This is a genomic window from Pseudomonas sp. UV AK001 (assembly GCF_046097675.1).
Lineage (GTDB): Bacteria > Pseudomonadota > Gammaproteobacteria > Pseudomonadales > Pseudomonadaceae > Aquipseudomonas > Aquipseudomonas kribbensis.
This window is the reverse complement of sequence record NZ_JBJUVZ010000006.1, coordinates 346754-364492: the sequence shown is the minus strand read 5'-3', so window position 1 is coordinate 364492 and position 17739 is coordinate 346754. Positions and strand designations below refer to the sequence as shown.

The 17739-nt window shown below is 61.0% G+C and carries 20 protein-coding genes; 9 read left to right on the top strand and 11 right to left on the bottom strand.

What is annotated here, in order from left to right; translation table 11 throughout:
• The first annotated feature begins 86 nt into the window (after positions 1–86).
• On the top strand, positions 87–1895 hold the full coding sequence (locus tag ACKLNA_RS18840) for a cation:proton antiporter (RefSeq protein WP_408986710.1): 1809 nt from the start codon (positions 87–89) through the stop codon (positions 1893–1895).
• A 117-nt stretch (positions 1896–2012) separates the two neighbouring features.
• Here ACKLNA_RS18840 and ACKLNA_RS18835 read toward each other — a convergent pair whose 3' ends face one another.
• The 6 genes from ACKLNA_RS18835 to ffh form a co-directional block, all read right to left on the bottom strand.
• A complete protein-coding gene (locus ACKLNA_RS18835; protein ID WP_114881518.1) occupies positions 2013–2426 on the bottom strand; it encodes an acyl-CoA thioesterase in 414 nt (137 codons plus the stop codon).
• A gap of 91 nt (positions 2427–2517) precedes the next feature.
• Positions 2518–2868 (bottom strand): 50S ribosomal protein L19, encoded by a 351-nt coding sequence (rplS, locus tag ACKLNA_RS18830; RefSeq protein ID WP_009047143.1) that lies wholly within the window; start codon positions 2866–2868, stop codon positions 2518–2520.
• 45 nt (positions 2869–2913) lie between these two features.
• Positions 2914–3666 carry a tRNA (guanosine(37)-N1)-methyltransferase TrmD gene (trmD, locus tag ACKLNA_RS18825; protein WP_085711645.1) on the bottom strand — a complete coding sequence of 251 codons (753 nt, stop codon included), beginning with the start codon at positions 3664–3666 and terminating at the stop codon, positions 2914–2916.
• 2 nt (positions 3667–3668) lie between these two features.
• Positions 3669–4205 (bottom strand): ribosome maturation factor RimM, encoded by a 537-nt coding sequence (gene rimM, locus ACKLNA_RS18820; RefSeq protein ID WP_085711646.1) that lies wholly within the window; start codon positions 4203–4205, stop codon positions 3669–3671.
• Between the two features lie 5 nt (positions 4206–4210).
• Positions 4211–4462: a 30S ribosomal protein S16 gene (gene rpsP, locus ACKLNA_RS18815; protein WP_003198088.1), complete on the bottom strand. Its 252-nt coding sequence runs from the start codon at positions 4460–4462 to the stop codon at positions 4211–4213.
• A 248-nt stretch (positions 4463–4710) separates the two neighbouring features.
• Positions 4711–6087 carry a signal recognition particle protein gene (gene ffh / locus ACKLNA_RS18810; RefSeq protein WP_408986709.1) on the bottom strand — a complete coding sequence of 459 codons (1377 nt, stop codon included), beginning with the start codon at positions 6085–6087 and terminating at the stop codon, positions 4711–4713.
• 209 nt (positions 6088–6296) lie between these two features.
• Here ffh and ACKLNA_RS18805 point away from each other — a divergent pair, with 209 nt between their 5' ends.
• The 3 genes from ACKLNA_RS18805 (at position 6297) to ACKLNA_RS18795 (ending at position 9915) form a co-directional block, all read left to right on the top strand.
• Entirely contained in the window at positions 6297–7109 is an 813-nt protein-coding gene (locus ACKLNA_RS18805; protein ID WP_085711648.1) for an inner membrane protein YpjD, read from the top strand.
• A gap of 12 nt (positions 7110–7121) precedes the next feature.
• Positions 7122–8363 carry a transporter associated domain-containing protein gene (locus ACKLNA_RS18800; protein WP_408986708.1) on the top strand — a complete coding sequence of 414 codons (1242 nt, stop codon included), beginning with the start codon at positions 7122–7124 and terminating at the stop codon, positions 8361–8363.
• Between the two features lie 235 nt (positions 8364–8598).
• A complete protein-coding gene (locus tag ACKLNA_RS18795) occupies positions 8599–9915 on the top strand; it encodes an MFS transporter (RefSeq protein ID WP_408986707.1) in 1317 nt (438 codons plus the stop codon).
• Positions 9916–9961: 46 nt separating this feature from the next.
• Here ACKLNA_RS18795 and purT read toward each other — a convergent pair whose 3' ends face one another.
• The 5 genes from purT to ACKLNA_RS18770 all read right to left on the bottom strand — a co-directional run bounded on the left by purT (position 9962) and on the right by ACKLNA_RS18770 (position 13185).
• Positions 9962–11143, bottom strand: coding sequence for a formate-dependent phosphoribosylglycinamide formyltransferase (gene purT, locus ACKLNA_RS18790; protein ID WP_102619525.1), 1182 nt, complete (start codon positions 11141–11143; stop codon positions 9962–9964).
• A 100-nt stretch (positions 11144–11243) separates the two neighbouring features.
• On the bottom strand, positions 11244–11711 hold the full coding sequence (locus tag ACKLNA_RS18785) for a preQ0 transporter (protein ID WP_127797011.1): 468 nt from the start codon (positions 11709–11711) through the stop codon (positions 11244–11246).
• Positions 11712–11807: 96 nt separating this feature from the next.
• Positions 11808–12017, bottom strand: coding sequence for a DUF1289 domain-containing protein (locus ACKLNA_RS18780; RefSeq protein ID WP_114881512.1), 210 nt, complete (start codon positions 12015–12017; stop codon positions 11808–11810).
• Positions 12014–12538: a gamma carbonic anhydrase family protein gene (locus ACKLNA_RS18775; RefSeq protein ID WP_007944857.1), complete on the bottom strand. Its 525-nt coding sequence runs from the start codon at positions 12536–12538 to the stop codon at positions 12014–12016. The genes ACKLNA_RS18780 and ACKLNA_RS18775 overlap by 4 nt, the downstream gene beginning before the upstream one ends.
• 47 nt (positions 12539–12585) lie before the next feature.
• Positions 12586–13185, bottom strand: coding sequence for a CoA pyrophosphatase (locus tag ACKLNA_RS18770; RefSeq protein WP_085711654.1), 600 nt, complete (start codon positions 13183–13185; stop codon positions 12586–12588).
• Positions 13186–13332: 147 nt separating this feature from the next.
• Here ACKLNA_RS18770 and ACKLNA_RS18765 point away from each other — a divergent pair, with 147 nt between their 5' ends.
• The 5 genes from ACKLNA_RS18765 to ACKLNA_RS18745 all read left to right on the top strand — a co-directional run bounded on the left by ACKLNA_RS18765 (position 13333) and on the right by ACKLNA_RS18745 (position 17705).
• Entirely contained in the window at positions 13333–13884 is a 552-nt protein-coding gene (locus ACKLNA_RS18765) for an NUDIX hydrolase (RefSeq protein ID WP_096819233.1), read from the top strand.
• 102 nt (positions 13885–13986) lie between these two features.
• Entirely contained in the window at positions 13987–14502 is a 516-nt protein-coding gene (locus ACKLNA_RS18760) for a murein L,D-transpeptidase family protein (protein ID WP_248738224.1), read from the top strand.
• 331 nt (positions 14503–14833) lie between these two features.
• Positions 14834–15565: a GntR family transcriptional regulator gene (locus tag ACKLNA_RS18755; protein ID WP_408986706.1), complete on the top strand. Its 732-nt coding sequence runs from the start codon at positions 14834–14836 to the stop codon at positions 15563–15565.
• Between the two features lie 30 nt (positions 15566–15595).
• The gene (gene nagA, locus ACKLNA_RS18750) at positions 15596–16702 is read left to right on the top strand and encodes an N-acetylglucosamine-6-phosphate deacetylase (protein ID WP_248744456.1); all 1107 of its coding nucleotides are present in this window, start codon (positions 15596–15598) and stop codon (positions 16700–16702) included.
• Positions 16695–17705, top strand: a complete 1011-nt coding sequence (locus ACKLNA_RS18745; protein WP_408986732.1) for an SIS domain-containing protein — start codon at positions 16695–16697, stop codon at positions 17703–17705. Before nagA ends, ACKLNA_RS18745 begins: the two co-directional genes overlap by 8 nt.
• Positions 17706–17739 lie beyond the last annotated feature (34 nt).

Genomic DNA, 17739 nt, shown 5'->3' with positions numbered 1-17739 from the left:
CTGGCACGGCGCGCAAATAAACAGTGAACGGTTGAAAGGCTCGCTAGTCTTTCATAGCCCGCTATTTCAAGGAACAGGGAGCTTCAATGAACGAGCAGCAAATTCTCTTGGCCTTCGGCGGTATCGGTGCTGCCGCTCTGGGCTGCCAATGGCTGGCGTGGCGGCTGAAGTTGCCGGCGATTCTGTTTCTGCTGTTGACCGGCATTCTCGCCGGCCCCGTGTCGGGCTGGCTCGACCCGCAGGAAATGTTCGGTCCGCTGCTGATGCCGCTGGTGTCACTGGCAGTGGCGCTGATCCTGTTCGAGGGCAGTCTGACCCTGCACCTGTCGGAGTGGCGCGAGATCGGCAGCGTCGTGCATCGGCTGGTGACCCTCGGCGCGCTCTCGACCTGGACAGTGATTGCGGTGGCGACCCACTGGCTGCTGGGCTTCGACTGGCTGCTCGCCATCCTGTTCGGCAGTCTGACCCTGGTTACCGGCCCGACCGTGATCGTGCCGATGCTGCGTGTGGTACGACCTAAGGCTTCGATCGCCAACATCCTGCGCTGGGAAGGGATTGTGATCGACCCGATCGGCGCGCTGCTCGCGGTGGTGGTCTACAGCTTCATCATTGCCCGGACCGAAGGCCATGGCCTGGAGCAGAGCCTGCTCACGTTCGGCGGGGTGATTGTCTGCGGCAGCGCGTTCGGCATCGCCGGTGGCTGGCTGCTCGGCACGATTATTCGACGCCAATGGCTACCGGAGTATTTGCACAATCTGGCATCGCTCGCCGCAGTGCTGGGGATATTCATCGCCGCCAACCAGACCATGCACGAATCCGGGCTGCTGGCGGTGACGCTGATGGGCATGTGGCTGGCGAACATGAAAGGCGTGGATGTGCGGCACATCCTGCACTTCAAGGAAAACCTCAGCGTGCTGCTGATTTCCGGGTTGTTCATTCTGCTGGCGGCGCGACTGGACCTGAACGCGCTGATCGGTCTTGGGCCACTGGTGCTGATTTTGTTGCTGGTGATCCAGCTGATCGCCCGACCGCTGAACGTAGTCTTGAGTACCGCCGGTTCGAGCCTGAGTTGGCGTGAGCGTGCATTGTTGTGCTGGATCGCCCCGCGCGGGATCGTCGCGGCAGCAGTCTCGGCGATCTTTGCGATTCGCCTGGATGAAGCAGGCCATGAAGGCGCACTGTTGCTGGTGCCGCTGACCTTCGCCGTGATAATCGGCACCGTCGTGCTGCAAAGTGCGACCGCCCGACCACTGGCGCGCCTGTTGAAGGTGGCGGAACCGGCACCCAGCGGCTTCCTCATTGTTGGTGCAAACGGTCCGGCGCGCCTGCTGGGCAAGTCGCTGCAACAACTGGGCAGCCGGGTGCTGCTCACGGATTCGAGTTGGGAAAATATCCGGGCGGCGCGCATGGATGGTTTGCCGACCTACTTCGGTAATCCGGCCTCGCAGCACGCGGATGCGCATCTGGATCTGGTGGGGCTGGGGCATTTGCTGGCGCTGTCACCGTCCGGCGAACTCAATACGCTGGCAGCCATGCGCTTTCGTCATGACTTTGGTCATCAACGCCTGTTCGGCCTGGCCAGTGGTCATGAAAGCCGTCGCAGCGACAAGCATCGCGCCAGCCTGGAACATCGCGGCAATCAACTGGGGAGCGAGGCGCTCACATACGCCAGGCTGGCCAGCCAGTTGGGCCAGGGCGCCGACCTGTACAGCACGACGCTGACGGACGGGTTTGGCTGGGACGATTACCGGGCGCTGCATGGCAACCGCGCGACATTGCTGTTCATGCGCGATGACAGTGGCTGGGTGCATGTGGTGACGCCGGAGACCGTGTTGAAGCCGGGGTCTGGGTGGACGTTGCTGGCGTTGATTCAGCCGGAAAGTGTCAGCGCCTGATAGATCAAATCGCGGGCAAGCCCGCTCCCACAGGGTTCGTGTCGAACACAACATCAGCGGACAACACAAAATCTGTGGGAGCGGGATTGCCCGCGAATGCCGCGGCTCGGTGCCGGGTCAGGCCGCGAAGCCCGGCAGCACGGGCACTGGTCGCTTGTCATCATCGATTGCGACAAAGCTGAACTGCCCGTGAATCGCCTTTTCGCGACCGTCGCAGCTCATGCTTTCAACGAACACTTCCACCTCGACCTTGAGGCTGGTGTTGCCGACCTTGATCACCCGCCCGACCAGCTCGACGATGGAACCCGCAGGGATCGCATGGTTGAAATCGATCCGGTCGGTGGAGACCGTCACCAGTGGCAGACGGCAGAAACGTGTGGCGGTGATGAAGGACACTTCATCCATCCAGGCCAGCGCGGTGCCGCCGAACAGGGTGTTGTGGTGGTTGGTGGTCGGCGGGAAGACCGCCTTGGTCACGCGGGTCACCGAGAGTTCGGTGCGGCGTTCGATTTCTTGCTCGCGAGATGTCATGGGTACGGCCTGAAACAATGATGCTGTGGATAAATTGCGGACAACAAAAAAGCAGCCCATAGGCTGCTTTTTTCTGCATCGGAAGCTGGACTTAAGCCAGTTTTTCCTTGATGCGAGCTGCTTTACCCGACAGGTCGCGCAGGTAGTACAGCTTGGCTTTACGTACGTCACCGCGACGTTTGACAGCCATGCTGTCGATCTGCGGGGAGTAGGTCTGGAAAGTACGTTCTACGCCAACACCGTTGGAGATTTTACGAACGGTGAACGCACTGTTCACGCCGCGGTTACGCTTGGCGATTACAACGCCTTCGAACGCTTGCAGACGGGAACGATCGCCTTCCTTCACTTTCACCTGAACGACAATGGTGTCGCCCGGGGCAAAGGCTGGGATCTCTTTGGTCATCTGCTCTGCTTCGAGTGCAAGGATGATTTTGTTGGTCATGCTGTGCTCCTAAGGTAAATCGTCGGATCTACCATCGATACGTTGTTAACTATCGTCCCGCTCGCGGATGTATTCCTCGAGCAGCTTCTTCTCTTCTCCAGAAAGCGAGCGGCTTTCCAGAAGATCGGCGCGTCGTTCATAGGTCCGACCAAGGGACTGCTGTAAACGCCAACGCCGGATGTGTGCGTGATTGCCACTTAGCAATACGTCGGGAACACGCTGATCCGCATACACCTCCGGTCGGGTGTAGTGCGGGCAATCCAGCAAACCATCCGTGAAGGAATCTTCCTCCGCGGAGTCCGCATGCCCTAAAGCTCCGGGCAGCAGTCGTGTAACCGCATCTATCAGGACCATCGCCGGCAGCTCGCCGCCAGACAGGACATAGTCCCCAATCGACCACTCTTCATCGACATGAGCATCAATAAAACGCTCGTCAATGCCTTCATAGCGACCGGCAATCAGGATCAATGCATCCGATTTCGCCAGTTCGCGTACCGCCGACTGAGTCAGTTGACGGCCTTGGGGGGACAGGTAAATCACCTTCGCCGCCTCCCCGGCTGCTGCCTTGGCCTGAACCAGAGCATCTTCCAGGGGCTTGATCTTCATCACCATGCCCGGACCACCGCCAAACGGGCGATCGTCCACAGTGTGATGCCGATCCGTCGTGTAATCCCGCGGATTCCAACAGGTCAGCTGCAAGAGCCCCTGTTTGACCGCTCGACTGGTGATGCCGTAGTCGCCGATGGCGGAAAACATCTCGGGAAACAAACTGATCACTTCTACGCGCAAGTTAGCCACGCTTAGAAGTCCGCGTCCCAATCCACCTTCATCTCGCCCGCTGCGAGGTCGACTGCCAACACGCATTGCTCCGTATAGGGCAACAGGCGTTCGCGATCATCCAGGCTGCCAGCGCAAGGCTTGACTACCATTACATCATTGGCGCCGGTTTCCAGAAGATGATCGATTTTCCCGAGCAGTTGCCCAAGTGTGTCGATGACCTTCAGACCTTCCAGCTGGTACCAGTAGTACTCGCCTTCGGTCAATTCAGCGAACAGGCTGCGCGGCACGCAGATCTCGTAACCGGCCAGAAGACGAGCTTCTTCACGATCATCAAGACCCTTGAGCTTTGCGACCAGGAACTTGTCGCTCCCGCGTCCACTGACCAGCTCGACCTGTTTGACATTGCCTTCGCGCTTGAGCGTCCAGGTTTTGTACTGCAACAGGTTTTCAGTCGGATCAGTAAAGGAATAAACCTTCACTTCGCCGCGAACGCCGTGAACAGAATAAATTTTGCCAATAACGATCAAATCATCGGCAACAGCAGGCGTCGCGTTCATATTGCTCAGGCCGCAGCCTTAGCCGATTCCTTCAGCAACTGAGCAACACGCTCAGAAGGCTGTGCACCAACGCTCAGCCAGTAGGCTACGCGCTCTTGGTTCACGGACAGACGAACTTCCTGACCACGGGCAACAGGGTTGAAGAAACCAACCTGCTCTTTGTGGGAACCGTCACGCGGGTTGCGGGAGTCGGTTACGGTCAGGTGGTAAAACGGGCGCTTTTTGGAGCCGCCAAGGGCAAGACGGATTGTTAGCATGTGAACATCGTTCCTGTAGTCGGTGCTGCAAATCTAAATGCACAGCGGGCATGGGTGCCCGAAAGGCCGCATATTCTAAGGAATATCCGGACTTTTGCAAATGACTTTTTCCGGCGCCTATGGCATGCCGTGCTGATTTGCGGTAGAGCCGTCAATGAAAACGGCCAGTCAGCTCCCGCCGAATGCGGGTTTGCTGTGAATCCCGCTTCCTTGCGGGACTGCGCCGGTGCGACGACCGGCGAGTTCTTTTACAGTTTTGGCATGCCGCCGCCGGGCAGCATTCCGCCCATGCCGCGCATCATTTTCGCCATTCCGCCCTTGGCGGAGAATTTCTTCATCATCTTCTGCATCTGCTTGTGCTGCTTGATCAAGCGACCGATGTCCTGCACCTGGGTGCCGGAACCCATGGCGATCCGACGCTTGCGCGAACCGCTGATCAGCTCGGGATCGCGGCGCTCGGCCGGGGTCATGGAATTGATGATGGCTTCCATCTGCTTGAACTGCTTCTCTGCCGCACTCTGGGCGTTGCCCATCTGCGACAGGTTGACGCCACCGATGCTCGGCAGCTTGTCCATGAGGCCGCCGAGGCCGCCCATGTTCTTCATCTGTTGCAACTGATCGCGGAAGTCTTCGAGGTCGAAGCCCTTGCCCTTCTTCAGCTTCTTGGCCAGTTTGTCGGCCTTGTCCTTGTCGAGGGTCGCTTCAGCCTGTTCGATCAGGCTGAGCACGTCACCCATGCCGAGGATCCGCGAGGCGATACGCTCAGGGTGGAACGGGTCGAGGGCTTCGGTCTTCTCGCCCATACCGATGAACTTGATCGGCTTGCCGGTGATGGCACGCACGGACAGCGCGGCACCGCCACGGGCGTCACCGTCGACCTTGGTCAGGATCACGCCGGTCAGCGGCAGTGCATCGCCGAAGGCCTTGGCCGTGTTGGCGGCGTCCTGACCGGTCATGGCGTCGACCACGAACAGGGTTTCTACCGGATTGATCGCGGCGTGCAGCGCCTTGATCTCGCCCATCATCTCTTCGTCGATGTGCAGACGACCGGCGGTATCGACGATGACCACGTCGATGAATTTCAGTTTTGCTTCTTTAATAGCCGCGTTGGCGATGCCGACCGGCGTCTGGCTCAGGTCGGACGGGAAGAACGTCACGCCGATGTCGTTGGCGAGGGTTTCCAGCTGTTTGATAGCGGCAGGACGATAGATGTCCGCCGACACGACCATGACCGACTTTTTCTTGCGCTCTTTAAGGAAGCGCGCCAGCTTGCCGGCGGTAGTGGTTTTACCGGCACCCTGCAGACCGGCCATCAGGATGACGGCAGGCGGCACGGCACTCAGGTTCAAGTCTTCGTTGGCCGCGCCCATCAGGCTTTCGAGTTCGGCCTGGACGATCTTCACGAACGCCTGGCCCGGCGTCAGACTGCGCGACACCTCGGTGCCGACTGCACGTTCCTTGACCGAATTGACGAAGTCCTTGACCACCGGCAGGGCAACGTCGGCTTCGAGCAACGCCATGCGCACTTCGCGCAGGGTGTCTTTGATGTTGTCTTCGGTCAGTTTCGCCTTGCCGGTGACATGGCGCAGCGTCTGCGAGAGACGTTCGGTTAAGTTTTCAAACATTGCGCGATCCTTTCAGGCCCTGTGTAGACCGGGATAATGGCGGCCCGGACCGGAATCAACATGTACTCGGCGAGCCTGCGGCGTGGGCAGGTCGCGGATTATAGCGAAGACTGCGTCTGGCGGACACCTCGCTGTCAGCTTGCCGGTCTTTCGTGCGATGGCCGTTCTATGCCAAACTCAGCGCCTTTCGGGCTTGCCTAACAGGATTTATGCTCCCCTTGTCACCGAGTTTGCTGACCACCCTCGCCGCCGCCCTTCTTTATGCCGCTGCGACCCTTTATCAGGGCACCCGCCTGGCCACTGGCGCCAAGGCCAACAAGCGCCTGCTGGTCACGCTTGGCGTGCTCGCCGTGCTGGCCCACAGTGCCAGCCTGCTGACTCACCTGCTGACACCGATCGGTCTGGGCCTGGACTTCTTCAGTGCTTCGAGCCTGATTGCCGCAGCGGTCATCGCCCTGACCCTGCTGGCCTGCTCGCGGATCCCGGTGGAAAACCTGCTGGTCCTGCTGTTCCCGCTGGGGGCGATCACCGTGTTGCTGGCGCAGTTCGCGCCAACCGGCACCGTGCAGATCATCGACGAGGAGCCGGGCATCCTCGCGCATATCCTGTTGTCGATCCTCGCCTACGGCATGTTCACCATCGCGGTGTTCCAGGCCTTGTTGCTGCTGGTGCAGGATCACCAGCTCAAGAACAAGCACCCGTCCGGGCTGATCAAGAACTTCCCGCCGCTGCAAACCATGGAAAGCCTGCTGTTCGGCTTCCTCTGGGCCGGTTGGACATTGCTGTCGCTGTCGCTGATTTCCGGCTGGCTGTTCGTCGAGAACCTGTTTGCCCAGCACCTGGTACACAAGACCCTGCTCGCTTGCCTGGCCTGGATCGTGTTCAGCGTGCTGTTGTGGGGCCGCAACCGCCTCGGCTGGCGCGGCCACAAAGCGATCCGCTGGACCCTCGCCGGTTTCTGTCTGCTGATGTTGGCGTATTTCGGCAGCAAACTGGTCCGTGAATACATCCTGCACATCTGACGGGCGGCATAAATGGACGGTTTGCCCATAGGGCCGATGCTCGCGGTATTTGTCCTGCTGATTCTCTGGTCGGGGCTGTTTACCGCCATCGAAGTGGCGCAACAGCATCTGCTGGCGCAACGCACCGCGTCGCGTGCCAGTGACAAGCCACTGGCAAAACTCAGCTTCCCGCTCGACAGCCTGATCCTGTGCAACACTCTGTGTCGCGCCCTCGCCGTGGTGCTTGCCACGCTGCTGGCGATTTTCCTCTGTGAAGAAAACGGTCCCTGGGCAGCCACTCTGGGTGCCGGCGCCGTATTGCTGGTGTTTGCCGACTATTTCCCGCGTACCCTCGCCCAGCGTTATCCGGATGCCGTGATGTCATTCGGCAACACGTTGCTGGCAGTGCCGCTGAAAGTGATCTATCCGCTCGCATGGCTGCTGAGCGGCATCAGTGGATTGCTGCTGCGTCCGCTGGTGCGCAAGCAGCAGGTCGTGCAACAGAGCGAAGACGACGTCCCCGCCGATCGTCATGACGACCCGGAACACCCATCACGCCCACACCCGGTTGCCGGCATCCATGCACTGGACAACATCACAGTCAACGACATCCTGGTGCCTCGCAGTGACGTCGACGGCATCAATCTCGACGATCCGATCGAAGAGATCATCGAGCAGTTGCGCCACAACAAGCGCACCCGCCTGCCGGTTTTCCACAGCGATATCAACCAGGTCGAGGCGGTCCTCAACACCCGGCAGGTCCGTCATTTGCTGGACAATCAAGCCCTGACCCGCGAAGCGCTGCTCGCCGCCAGCTACGAGCCGTATTTCGTCCCGGAAAGCACGCCGCTGCAACTGCAGCTGCTGAACTTCCACAAGCAGCAGCGTCGCCTGGGCATGGTGGTGGACGAATACGGCGAAGTGCTGGGGATCGTCACCCTGGAAGACATTCTCGAAGAAATCGTCGGCGAATTCGAAAGCGAGCACAGCCTCGACAACCCACACATCCATCCGCAGGCCGACGGGCGCATGGTGATCGACGGCGCCGCCTCGATCCGCGAGCTGAATAAATGCCTGGGCTGGCACCTGCCCAGCGACGGCCCGCGAACCCTGAATGGCCTGGTGACCGAAGCGCTGGAAACCATTCCGGAAAGCGCGGTGTGCCTGAAGATCGGGCGCTATCGCCTGGAGATCCTTGAAACCGAGGAAAACCGCGTGAGCAAAGTGCTCATCTGGCACACCAGCTCGGCACCGGCGCTCACACCCGTCCGCTAGCTCGCCCCTTGTTCAATCGTTAGCCACCTTCCTATAATCGCGGTGCTTACCCAAGCCCCGCCGAACCCCGTGCTTACCCCGCACCCGACAGGTTCCGGCCGGTTCATCGCCGCTTTCCGCATCACACCGACGACTGTTCCTACCTGAAACAGCGCTCGCGCCCTATCCCACATCCCCGGGTAGTCGACCATAATAATTCGCTCCAACGGAGCTCATGACTGTCAGGGATCACCGCATGACGACAAGTACCGCCTACAGCGACACCGCGCCGACCCAACCGGCCAATTCCGCCACCCGAGTGGCCACCGCGAGCTTCATCGGCACAGCCATCGAGTTCTACGATTTCTACGTCTATGCCACCGCCGCCGCACTGGTGATCGGGCCGGTATTCTTTCCGCAGACATCCGGCACCGCGCAGATGCTCTCTGCATTCCTCACCTTCGGTATCGCCTTCCTCGCCCGCCCGCTGGGTTCGGCGCTGTTCGGCCATTTCGGCGACCGGATCGGGCGCAAGTCCACGCTGGTGGCTTCGTTGCTGCTGATGGGTGTCTGCACCACGCTGATCGGCGTGCTGCCGGGTTACGACAGCATTGGAGCGTGGGCGCCGATCCTGTTGTGTGTGCTGCGCTTCGGTCAGGGTCTCGGACTGGGCGGAGAATGGGGTGGCGCGGCATTGTTGGCCACCGAAAACGCGCCAAAAGGAAAACGGGCATGGTTCGGCATGTTCCCGCAGCTTGGCCCTTCGATTGGCTTTCTGGCCGCCAATGGTCTGTTCCTGTCCTTGGCCATGACGCTCAATGACGAACAGTTCCGCAGCTGGGGCTGGCGGATTCCGTTCCTGCTCAGTGCGGTACTGGTGATGGTCGGGTTGTATGTGCGCCTCAAGCTGCACGAAACCCCGGTATTCGCCAACGCCATCGCCCGTCACGAGCGGGTGAAAGTGCCGCTGGTCGAGCTGTTCAGCCAATACTGGGCGCCAACGTTGCTGGGGGCCGCCGCCATGGTCGTCTGCTACGCGCTGTTCTATATCTCGACAGTGTTTTCCCTGAGCTATGGCGTGTCGACGCTGGGCTATAGCCGCGAGACATTTCTCGGGCTGCTGTGCTTCGCCGTGTTGTTCATGGCAGCCGCGACACCGCTGTCAGCCTGGGCAAGTGACCGTTACGGGCGCAAGCCGGTGCTGATTCTCGGCGGTGTGCTGGCGATTCTTTCCGGATTTCTGATGGAACCGTTGCTGACTCAGGGCTCGACCTGGGGCGTGGCACTGTTCCTGTGCATCGAGCTGTTCCTGATGGGCGTAACGTTCGCCCCGATGGGCGCGCTGCTGCCGGAACTGTTTCCGACACACGTGCGGTATACCGGCGCATCGGCGGCCTACAACCTCGGCGGCATCGTTGGAGCCTCGGCGGCGCCGTTCTTCGCGCAGAAACTGGTGGCGATGGGTGGTTTGAGTTATGTCGGCGGGTATGTGTCGGGGGCAGCGGTGCTCAGCCTGATCGCCGTGCTGTGCCTGAAGGAAACGCGCCATAACGACCTGAATCAGGTGTCGTAGGCGCAATGATCGCTCCCGCACGGGCAGGAGCGATCAGATAGCGGGATTACAGCTCTACAACGACCGCCTGAGAAGCACGGGTCGCCTTGGCACGAGCGGCCTCGATCGACTCGTCACGGGCCAGGGCAACGCCCATGCGGCGCTGGCCGTTGACTTCAGGCTTGCCGAACAGACGCAGCGCGGTATCCGGCTCGCTCAGTGCAGCGCCGAGGTTGGCGAATGCGGTCTGGGTCGACTGACCTTCCACCAGAATCACTGCGGACGCCGATGGGCCGAACTGACGGATCAGCGGCACCGGCAAACCAAGGATTGCCCGGGCGTGCAGGGCGAACTGCGACAGATCCTGGGAAATCAGGGTCACCAGACCGGTGTCGTGCGGACGCGGCGACACTTCGCTGAACCACACCTGATCGCCCTTGATGAACAGCTCGACGCCAAACAGGCCACGGCCACCCAACGCCTCGGTCACGGCCTTGGCAACGCGCTCGGACTCAGCCAGAGCAATCGGGCTCATGGCTTGCGGCTGCCAGGATTCCTGATAGTCGCCCTTTTCCTGACGGTGGCCGACCGGTGCACAGAACGTGGTGCCGCCGATATGACGCACGGTCAGCAGGGTGATTTCGTAGTCGAAATCGATGAAACCTTCGATGATCACGCGACCTTTACCGGCACGACCGCCTTCTTGTGCGTAATCCCAGGCTTTCTGCACGTCATCGACGCTGCGCAGCAGGCTCTGGCCCTTGCCCGACGAACTCATCACCGGTTTGACGACGCACGGGAAACCCAGGTCCTCAACGGCTTTGCTGTAATCCTCGAAGGTGTCGGCGAAGTGGTACGGCGAAGTCGGCAGATCCAGCTCTTCGGCGGCCAGACGACGGATACCTTCGCGGTTCATGGTCAGTTGCGCGGCGCGCGCGGTCGGGATCACGGTGAAGCCTTCGGCTTCCAGTTCGACCAGAGTGGCAGTGGCGATGGCTTCGATTTCCGGCACGATGAAGTGCGGTTTTTCGGCTTCGATCACCGCACGCAGGGCGGCGCCGTCGAGCATGTTGATCACGTGGCTGCGATGGGCAACCTGCATGGCCGGCGCATTGGCGTAACGGTCAACGGCGATCACTTCAACGCCCAGGCGCTGCAGCTCGATCACCACTTCCTTGCCCAACTCACCACAGCCACACAGCAATACGCGGGTCGCGGTCGGCGACAATGGAGTTCCGATACGGGTCATCTCAGGTCCTCAAAGAAGCGGATCATCGAGGAAAGCAACGCCAGACGCGCTTTCCATGGGGAGAAAGCGCGGCATTTTACATGAACCTGAGGGTTTGGCTTCAGCCGGCGACAGCCTGTTTGCGTTCGCGCCAGGCCATGATCAGCCAGACGGCGGTAACACCGGCGAACTTCGAGGCCAGGGCGGTGATGATCACCGGCGGCGTCAGCAGGTCGATCATGCCGAAAAAGATGAAGGTGTCGAGGGGAATGCTCAGCGCCGAACTGATCCACAGACGATCACGCAACGGACGCTTGGTGATGGTGAACACCAGCCAGTCGATGCACTCGGACACCGCAAACGCCGTGGCGCTGGCCAGCGCGATCGATGGATCGGAGGTGACATAGGACAGCACCAGCGCCGCCAGCATCGCCACAATCGCGCCATGGCCGAAACGGATCTGCACCATGTCGCGCAGCACGAACACCAGCCCGCCCCAGGCCGACCAGATGATGTCCAGGTGCGGCGCGGTGGAGAAAGCGAAGTTGATCAGCACGACGCTGCTGATGTAGGCGATGAGGAAAATCATGGGGAACGACCTGTCAGATTGGCGCACAGGTTACTTGAGGAGGAGAGTCCGGCCAAGTCGGAGAGCAAATTGTATACACCCGACACCAGGCAAGAATCAGCGCTTGGCAGGGATCATCCAAATCAATCCACTGGCCTTGGCCCGCTCATGACACAACCCGAGCACCACCCGCCGTTCGTCGTTGGTCATCCGGCTCCAGCGGGTGATTTCCTCGACCGTGCGCTGGCAACCGGTGCAAATATCATCCTCGTCCAGCGCGCAAATGCTCACGCACGGCGAGGCGACGGGTCTTTCCGGGGTCGTCATTCTTCCTGCTCGACCAGATCGCGCGCGTAGCGCTGGGAGTTATGCACATAGTGCGCGGCACTGGCTTCGAGCATCTTCTTCTGCTGCTCGGTCAGTTCGCGCACAACCTTGCCCGGCGAGCCCATCACCAGCGAACCATCGGGAATTTCCTTGCCTTCACCGATCAGAGAATTGGCGCCGATGATGCAGTTCTTGCCGATCTTCGCGCCGTTGAGGATGACGGCGTTGATGCCGATCAGGCTGTAATCGCCGACCGTGCAGCCGTGGAGCATGGCGTTGTGGCCGATGGTCACGCCGGTACCGATGGTCAGCGGATAGCCCATGTCGGTGTGCATCACCGTGCCATCCTGCACGTTGCTGTTCTTGCCGATCAGGATCAGTTCGTTGTCGCCGCGCAGCACGGCGTTGAACCAGACGTTGGCGCCCTCTTCCAGCTTGACCTTGCCCACCAGCACGGCATTGGGGGCGACCCAGCTCTGCGGATGGGTTTCGACGCGGGCGTCGCCCAGGCGGTATTTCATCTTGTTTTCCTCAGGGCTCACGATGGCTGACCATTCGAACGATGGCTTCAGGTATTGATAAAGCTTTTTGGCGGTCGATGCAGGCTGATTTTGGCGTCATAGAGCAGGTTGATCAACTCGACGATCATGATCGCCGTCAGCCCCCAGATCTTGTATTCGCCGTAACGATAGCTCGGCACATACCAACTGCGGCCCTGATAGTCGATGCGGTGGGTGTGTTCACGCGGATCCTTGCGGAAGAACTCCAGCGGCACACTGAACACCGCAGCGATCTCGGCATCATTGGCCTGGTATTCGACAAAATCAGGAATCACCCCGACATACGGCGTGACCTTGATGCCATGCAGGGAAATCAGCGGGCTGAGCGGACCGATCACTTCGACCAGTCCCGGCGGCAGGCCGATTTCCTCTTCGGCTTCACGCAGCGCGGTGAAGATCAGGTCCGGGTCTTCCGGATCCCGCCGTCCGCCCGGGAAGGCTACTTCGCCACCATGGGTCGAGAGCCCGCTGGCGCGCAGAGTGAGGACAAGCTCGGGTTCGTCACTGCGAGTAATCGGCACCAGGACGGCGGCCTCGGGGAAACGCGTGTCGGTCTCCAGCGTGCGCGGCGTGTGATTGCTTACCCGGTGCAGTAGCTCGTCCAGCATAAGTGTTCTCGATCTGTGCCTTGCCCTGCATCATGCACCAATCAATGCGACCGCCCAAGCCCTGAACAGGGGTCATGTCGCGAAACGACAACTTGCCGACTGCCACCGCTGCACGCCAAGATAGGCGCAGCATTCAGGAACCCCAGCATGAAATTTTGCAGCCAGTGCGGCAACCCGGTGACCCAGCGCATTCCCGAAGGCGACTCGCGGCTGCGATTTGTCTGCGACAGCTGTCAGACCATTCACTACCAGAACCCCAATATCGTGGCCGGCTGTGTAGCGACCTGGGGCAGCAAAGTCCTGCTCTGCCGCCGCGCCATCGAGCCGCGTCTCGGTTACTGGACGCTGCCCGCGGGCTTCATGGAGAACGGCGAGACCATCGAGCAGGCCGCCATCCGCGAAACCGCCGAAGAAGCCTGCGCCCGGGTACGCAACCTGAGCATCTACACCCTGATCGACGTGCCGCACATCAGTCAGGTGCACGTGTTCTTTCGCGCCGAGCTCGCAGACCTGGATTTTTCCGCCGGCCCCGAAAGCCTCGAAGTGCAACTGTTCGACGAAGCGCAGATTCCATGGGACGAGCTGGCTTTCCGCACGGTGGGCCGTACCTTAGAATGCTTCTTCGCTGACCGCCGCGCCGAGACTTACCCCGTGCGCTCGGAATCGATTCCGCCGCTCGCTCAGCCGGCCATCACTTGATTTCAGCGCCAGCCGGCCGATAACCCGCGTGCGCAGCCGCGACAGCGCCTGCATAAGATCTATAAATAAATTATCTGCATCACCTTCTGGGGAATCGTTTCAATGCGCTGGTTGCTTGCCCTGTTTTGCCTGTCGTTCGCCACCGTCTCCCAAGCGTCGTTCGTGACCACCGTGACGCCTTCGAACACCCCGCTCATCGAAAAAATACTGGTGCTCAAATCGGCTCATCAACTGCAGTTGATCGCCGACGGCAAACCGCTCAAGAGCTATCGCATTTCCCTGGGCAAGGGCGCGAAGAAAGGTCCGAAACTGATTGAAGGCGATAAACGCACACCGGAAGGTTTCTATTGGATCGACTGGCGCAAGACCAGCGACAAATTCAACCTGTCGATGCACATCTCCTACCCGAACATCAGCGACTCCGCCCGCGCCCGCCGCGAAGGCGTCGAGCCCGGCGGCATGATCATGATCCACGGCACGCCGGATTCCGCAGAGAACCCGGAAAACCTGTTCCACACCCTGGACTGGACCGACGGTTGCATCGCCATGCGCAACGTCGACATGCGCGAAGTCTGGAACCTGGTGCCGGACGGCACGATGATCGAAATCCGCCCCTGATTCTGTCACCAGGGCACCTGCTTTCTCCGGGCCGCGAAGCGGCCCTTTCCCCTCACCATTGGTCGCCCGCAAAAAAATAAATACAAAAGATCGCAGCCTGCGGCAACGCCTGAACGGTGATACCACTTTCACCCGCCGGAACTGCCGCAGACTGCGATCTTTTGCTTTCCCCCCCCCACCTCTAATACCACTTGAAACCACCCACCCTGAAACACCCAAATCCAAAGGACTACAGGCCTTTCCGACGCGTTGACATGGTATGCAAGTGGTATTAGTTTTCGCCGAAATACCGAGCGACAACAATCCTATATCAACGCCGGAAATGCCTTACATGAACGACCTCCACGCCCTACACCCAGATGACTCCCAGCCGACGCCGCTGTACCTGCAACTGGCGCGCAACCTGGAAGCGGCGATTCATGCCGGCCAGTGGAAAGCCGAACAGGCGATGCCGTCGGAGCGCAATCTCAGCGAAATGCTGGGGATTTCCCGGGTCACCGCGCGCAAGGCGCTGGAAGTCCTGCTCGATCAAGGTTTGATCCGCCGCCTGCAAGGCTCCGGCACCTTCATCACCCCACGCCTTGAACAACCGCTGTCGCGCCTGTCGGGTTTCAGCGAGATGCTGCGCCTCAAGGGCTTCGTGCCCAGCTCGCAATGGCTCGAGCGTGAAATCACCCTGCCCACCCACGAAGAATTGATCCGCCTCGGCCTGTCGCCGAACGACAAGGTTGCGCGCATGAAACGCCTGCGCAAAGCGGACGACACCGTGATGGCCATCGAGATGAGCACCCTGCCCGCCTCGATCATGCCCAAGCCGCAAGTGGTGGGCGATTCGCTCTACGAACACCTCGACAGCATCGGCAAACCCATCGTGCGCGCCTTGCAGCACATCCAGGCAGTCAACGCCTCGGACGAGTTCGCCGCACTGGTCGGCATCGCCCCCGGCACCGCAATGCTGCTGATGACCCGGGTCGGCTATCTGGAAGACAACACGCCGATCGAAGTCACCGACACCTATTGCCGCAACGACTACTACGACTTTGTTGCAGAGCTGCGCCGCTGACCGGCAGCCAGGCCAAACGAGAGAAGCGAAATGTCCGAAGACAACATCCTCACCGCTGACGGCTGGATTCGCGGCCGGCTGATCCACGAACACGGCAGAGTCGTGTCCATCGAAGGCGTGCCCTGCGATCCGGCGGACAACGACCTGCCTTATCTGCTGCCGGGTTTCATCGACCTGCACGTCCACGGCGGTGGCGGCAAGGACATCATGGAAGGCACCAGCGCCTTCGAGACCATCACCCGAACCCACGTACGCTTCGGCACCACCTCGCTGCTCGCTACCACGATGACCGCGCCGAGTGCCGAGATCGCCAGCGTGCTCAAGGATGTCGGCGAATTCTGCGAGCAGCGTCCGAAAGGTGCCGCCCGGGTCCTCGGCGTTCACCTCGAAGGCCCGTACATCAATCCCGGCAAACTCGGCGCGCAACCGAACTTCGCCCACACCGCGTTGATGGCCGAAGTCGAAGAGTATCTGGCACTGGCGCCGATCCGGGTGATCACCATCGCCCCGGAAATCGCCGGTCACGACGGTTTGATTCGTGAACTGAGCCGCCGTGGCATTCGCATGCAGATCGGCCACACCCTCGGCAGTTACGAGGAAGGTGTCGCCGCCCTCGAAGCCGGCGCTACCAGTTTCACCCATTTGTACAACGCCATGAGCCCGCTGCATCACCGCGAACCGGGCATCGTCGGCGCGGCACTGGCCCACGCCAAGTTCGCTGAACTGATCCCGGACTTGCTGCACGTGCACCCCGGCGCAATCCGCGTGGCCCTGCGCTCGATTCCGTGCCTGTATTGCGTCACCGATTCGACCGCCGCCGCCGGCATGCCCGACGGCGAGTACAAGCTCGGCAGCCACACCGTCACCAAATGCCTGGGCGGCGTGCGCCTGCCGGACGGCACGCTGGCCGGCAGCACCCTGACCATGGATCAGGCACTGCGCAATCTGGTGAAGATCGGTCTGCCGATCGCCGAGGCCTCGCAACGTCTTTCGCAATTCCCCGCCGACTACCTCGGCATCACCGAACGCGGGCGCCTGCAACCCGGCGCCTGGGCCGACTGCGTGCGGCTGGATCGCTCACTCACACTGACCGCCGTCATGGTCGAAGGAGAAGACATTGACTTCAAAAATGCTTGAGGAGGCGCTGTCCTCGTTCGAGGCCGTGCAAGCCCAATTGCAACAGCTCGATGGCTCGATGATCGAGATCGCCGGGCGCCTGCGTCGTCAGCCGCCGCAAGTGGCGATGACCGTCGCCCGTGGCAGCTCCGACCATGCAGCGAGCTACTTCGCCTACCTGACCATGCAGCAACTGGGGATTCCGGTGGCGTCGCTGCCGATGTCGGTGGTGACCATGCAGCAGGCGCCGTTGAAGGTCAGCGGTCAGGTCGCGTTCGCGTTTTCCCAGTCGGGGCAGAGCCCGGACCTGGTCAACAGCCTGCGTCTGCTGCGCAAGCGCGGTGCCCTGAGCGTGTCGATGGTCAACGCCTCTGATTCGCCGCTGGAGGCCGCGTGCGAATTCAGCCTGCCGCTGCTGGCCGGCACTGAAAGCAGCGTCGCCGCGACCAAAAGCTTTATCGCCACCCTCAGCGCCAGCGCCCGCCTGATCGCCCACTGGAAAGAAGACAGCGAGTTGCTGGAGGCACACAACGCCCTGCCCGAAGGCTTGCGCGACGCCGCGCAACAGGACTGGAACCCGGCCATCGACGCCCTGCGCGATTGCGAACGCCTGATGGTAATCGGCCGTGGCGCCGGTTTTGCCATCGCCCAGGAAGCCGCGCTGAAATTCAAGGAAACCTCGGCGATCCAGGCCGAAGCCTTCAGTAGCGCCGAAGTCCGTCACGGCCCGATGGCGCTGATCGACGAAAACTACCCTTTGCTGGTGTTCGCCCCGCGCGGTGCCGAGCAGGCCGGCCTGCTGAGTCTGGCGGCGGAAATGCGTCAGCGTGGTGCCCGTGTACTGCTGGCGGCGCCGGATGATGTGCTCGAACGCGACCTGACCCTGAGCCGTGCCGAACACCCGGCGCTCGATCCGATCCTGGCGATCCAGAGTTTCTACGTGATGGCCGCCAACCTGGCCGTGGCCCGAGGCATGGACCCGGATCAGCCGCGTCACCTGAGCAAAGTCACCCGTACGCACTGAGTCCGAACCGAACGTTTTCCTGATGAGACCGAGC

Coding starts and splice junctions, on each gene's coding strand:
- ACKLNA_RS18760 (WP_248738224.1), top strand. CDS start 13,987: ATGCGCTGGTTGCTTGCCCTGTTTTGCCTGTCGTTCGCCACCGTCTCC.
- ACKLNA_RS18780 (WP_114881512.1), bottom strand. CDS start 12,017: ATGACGACCCCGGAAAGACCCGTCGCCTCGCCGTGCGTGAGCATTTGC.
- ACKLNA_RS18785 (WP_127797011.1), bottom strand. CDS start 11,711: ATGATTTTCCTCATCGCCTACATCAGCAGCGTCGTGCTGATCAACTTC.
- nagA (WP_248744456.1), top strand. CDS start 15,596: ATGTCCGAAGACAACATCCTCACCGCTGACGGCTGGATTCGCGGCCGG.
- ffh (WP_408986709.1), bottom strand. CDS start 6,087: ATGTTTGAAAACTTAACCGAACGTCTCTCGCAGACGCTGCGCCATGTC.
- purT (WP_102619525.1), bottom strand. CDS start 11,143: ATGACCCGTATCGGAACTCCATTGTCGCCGACCGCGACCCGCGTATTG.
- ACKLNA_RS18775 (WP_007944857.1), bottom strand. CDS start 12,538: ATGAAATACCGCCTGGGCGACGCCCGCGTCGAAACCCATCCGCAGAGC.
- ACKLNA_RS18835 (WP_114881518.1), bottom strand. CDS start 2,426: ATGACATCTCGCGAGCAAGAAATCGAACGCCGCACCGAACTCTCGGTG.
- ACKLNA_RS18795 (WP_408986707.1), top strand. CDS start 8,599: ATGACGACAAGTACCGCCTACAGCGACACCGCGCCGACCCAACCGGCC.
- rpsP (WP_003198088.1), bottom strand. CDS start 4,462: ATGCTAACAATCCGTCTTGCCCTTGGCGGCTCCAAAAAGCGCCCGTTT.
- ACKLNA_RS18800 (WP_408986708.1), top strand. CDS start 7,122: ATGGACGGTTTGCCCATAGGGCCGATGCTCGCGGTATTTGTCCTGCTG.
- ACKLNA_RS18805 (WP_085711648.1), top strand. CDS start 6,297: ATGCTCCCCTTGTCACCGAGTTTGCTGACCACCCTCGCCGCCGCCCTT.
- rplS (WP_009047143.1), bottom strand. CDS start 2,868: ATGACCAACAAAATCATCCTTGCACTCGAAGCAGAGCAGATGACCAAA.
- ACKLNA_RS18755 (WP_408986706.1), top strand. CDS start 14,834: ATGAACGACCTCCACGCCCTACACCCAGATGACTCCCAGCCGACGCCG.
- ACKLNA_RS18770 (WP_085711654.1), bottom strand. CDS start 13,185: ATGCTGGACGAGCTACTGCACCGGGTAAGCAATCACACGCCGCGCACG.
- rimM (WP_085711646.1), bottom strand. CDS start 4,205: ATGAACGCGACGCCTGCTGTTGCCGATGATTTGATCGTTATTGGCAAA.
- ACKLNA_RS18840 (WP_408986710.1), top strand. CDS start 87: ATGAACGAGCAGCAAATTCTCTTGGCCTTCGGCGGTATCGGTGCTGCC.
- ACKLNA_RS18765 (WP_096819233.1), top strand. CDS start 13,333: ATGAAATTTTGCAGCCAGTGCGGCAACCCGGTGACCCAGCGCATTCCC.
- ACKLNA_RS18745 (WP_408986732.1), top strand. CDS start 16,695: ATGCTTGAGGAGGCGCTGTCCTCGTTCGAGGCCGTGCAAGCCCAATTG.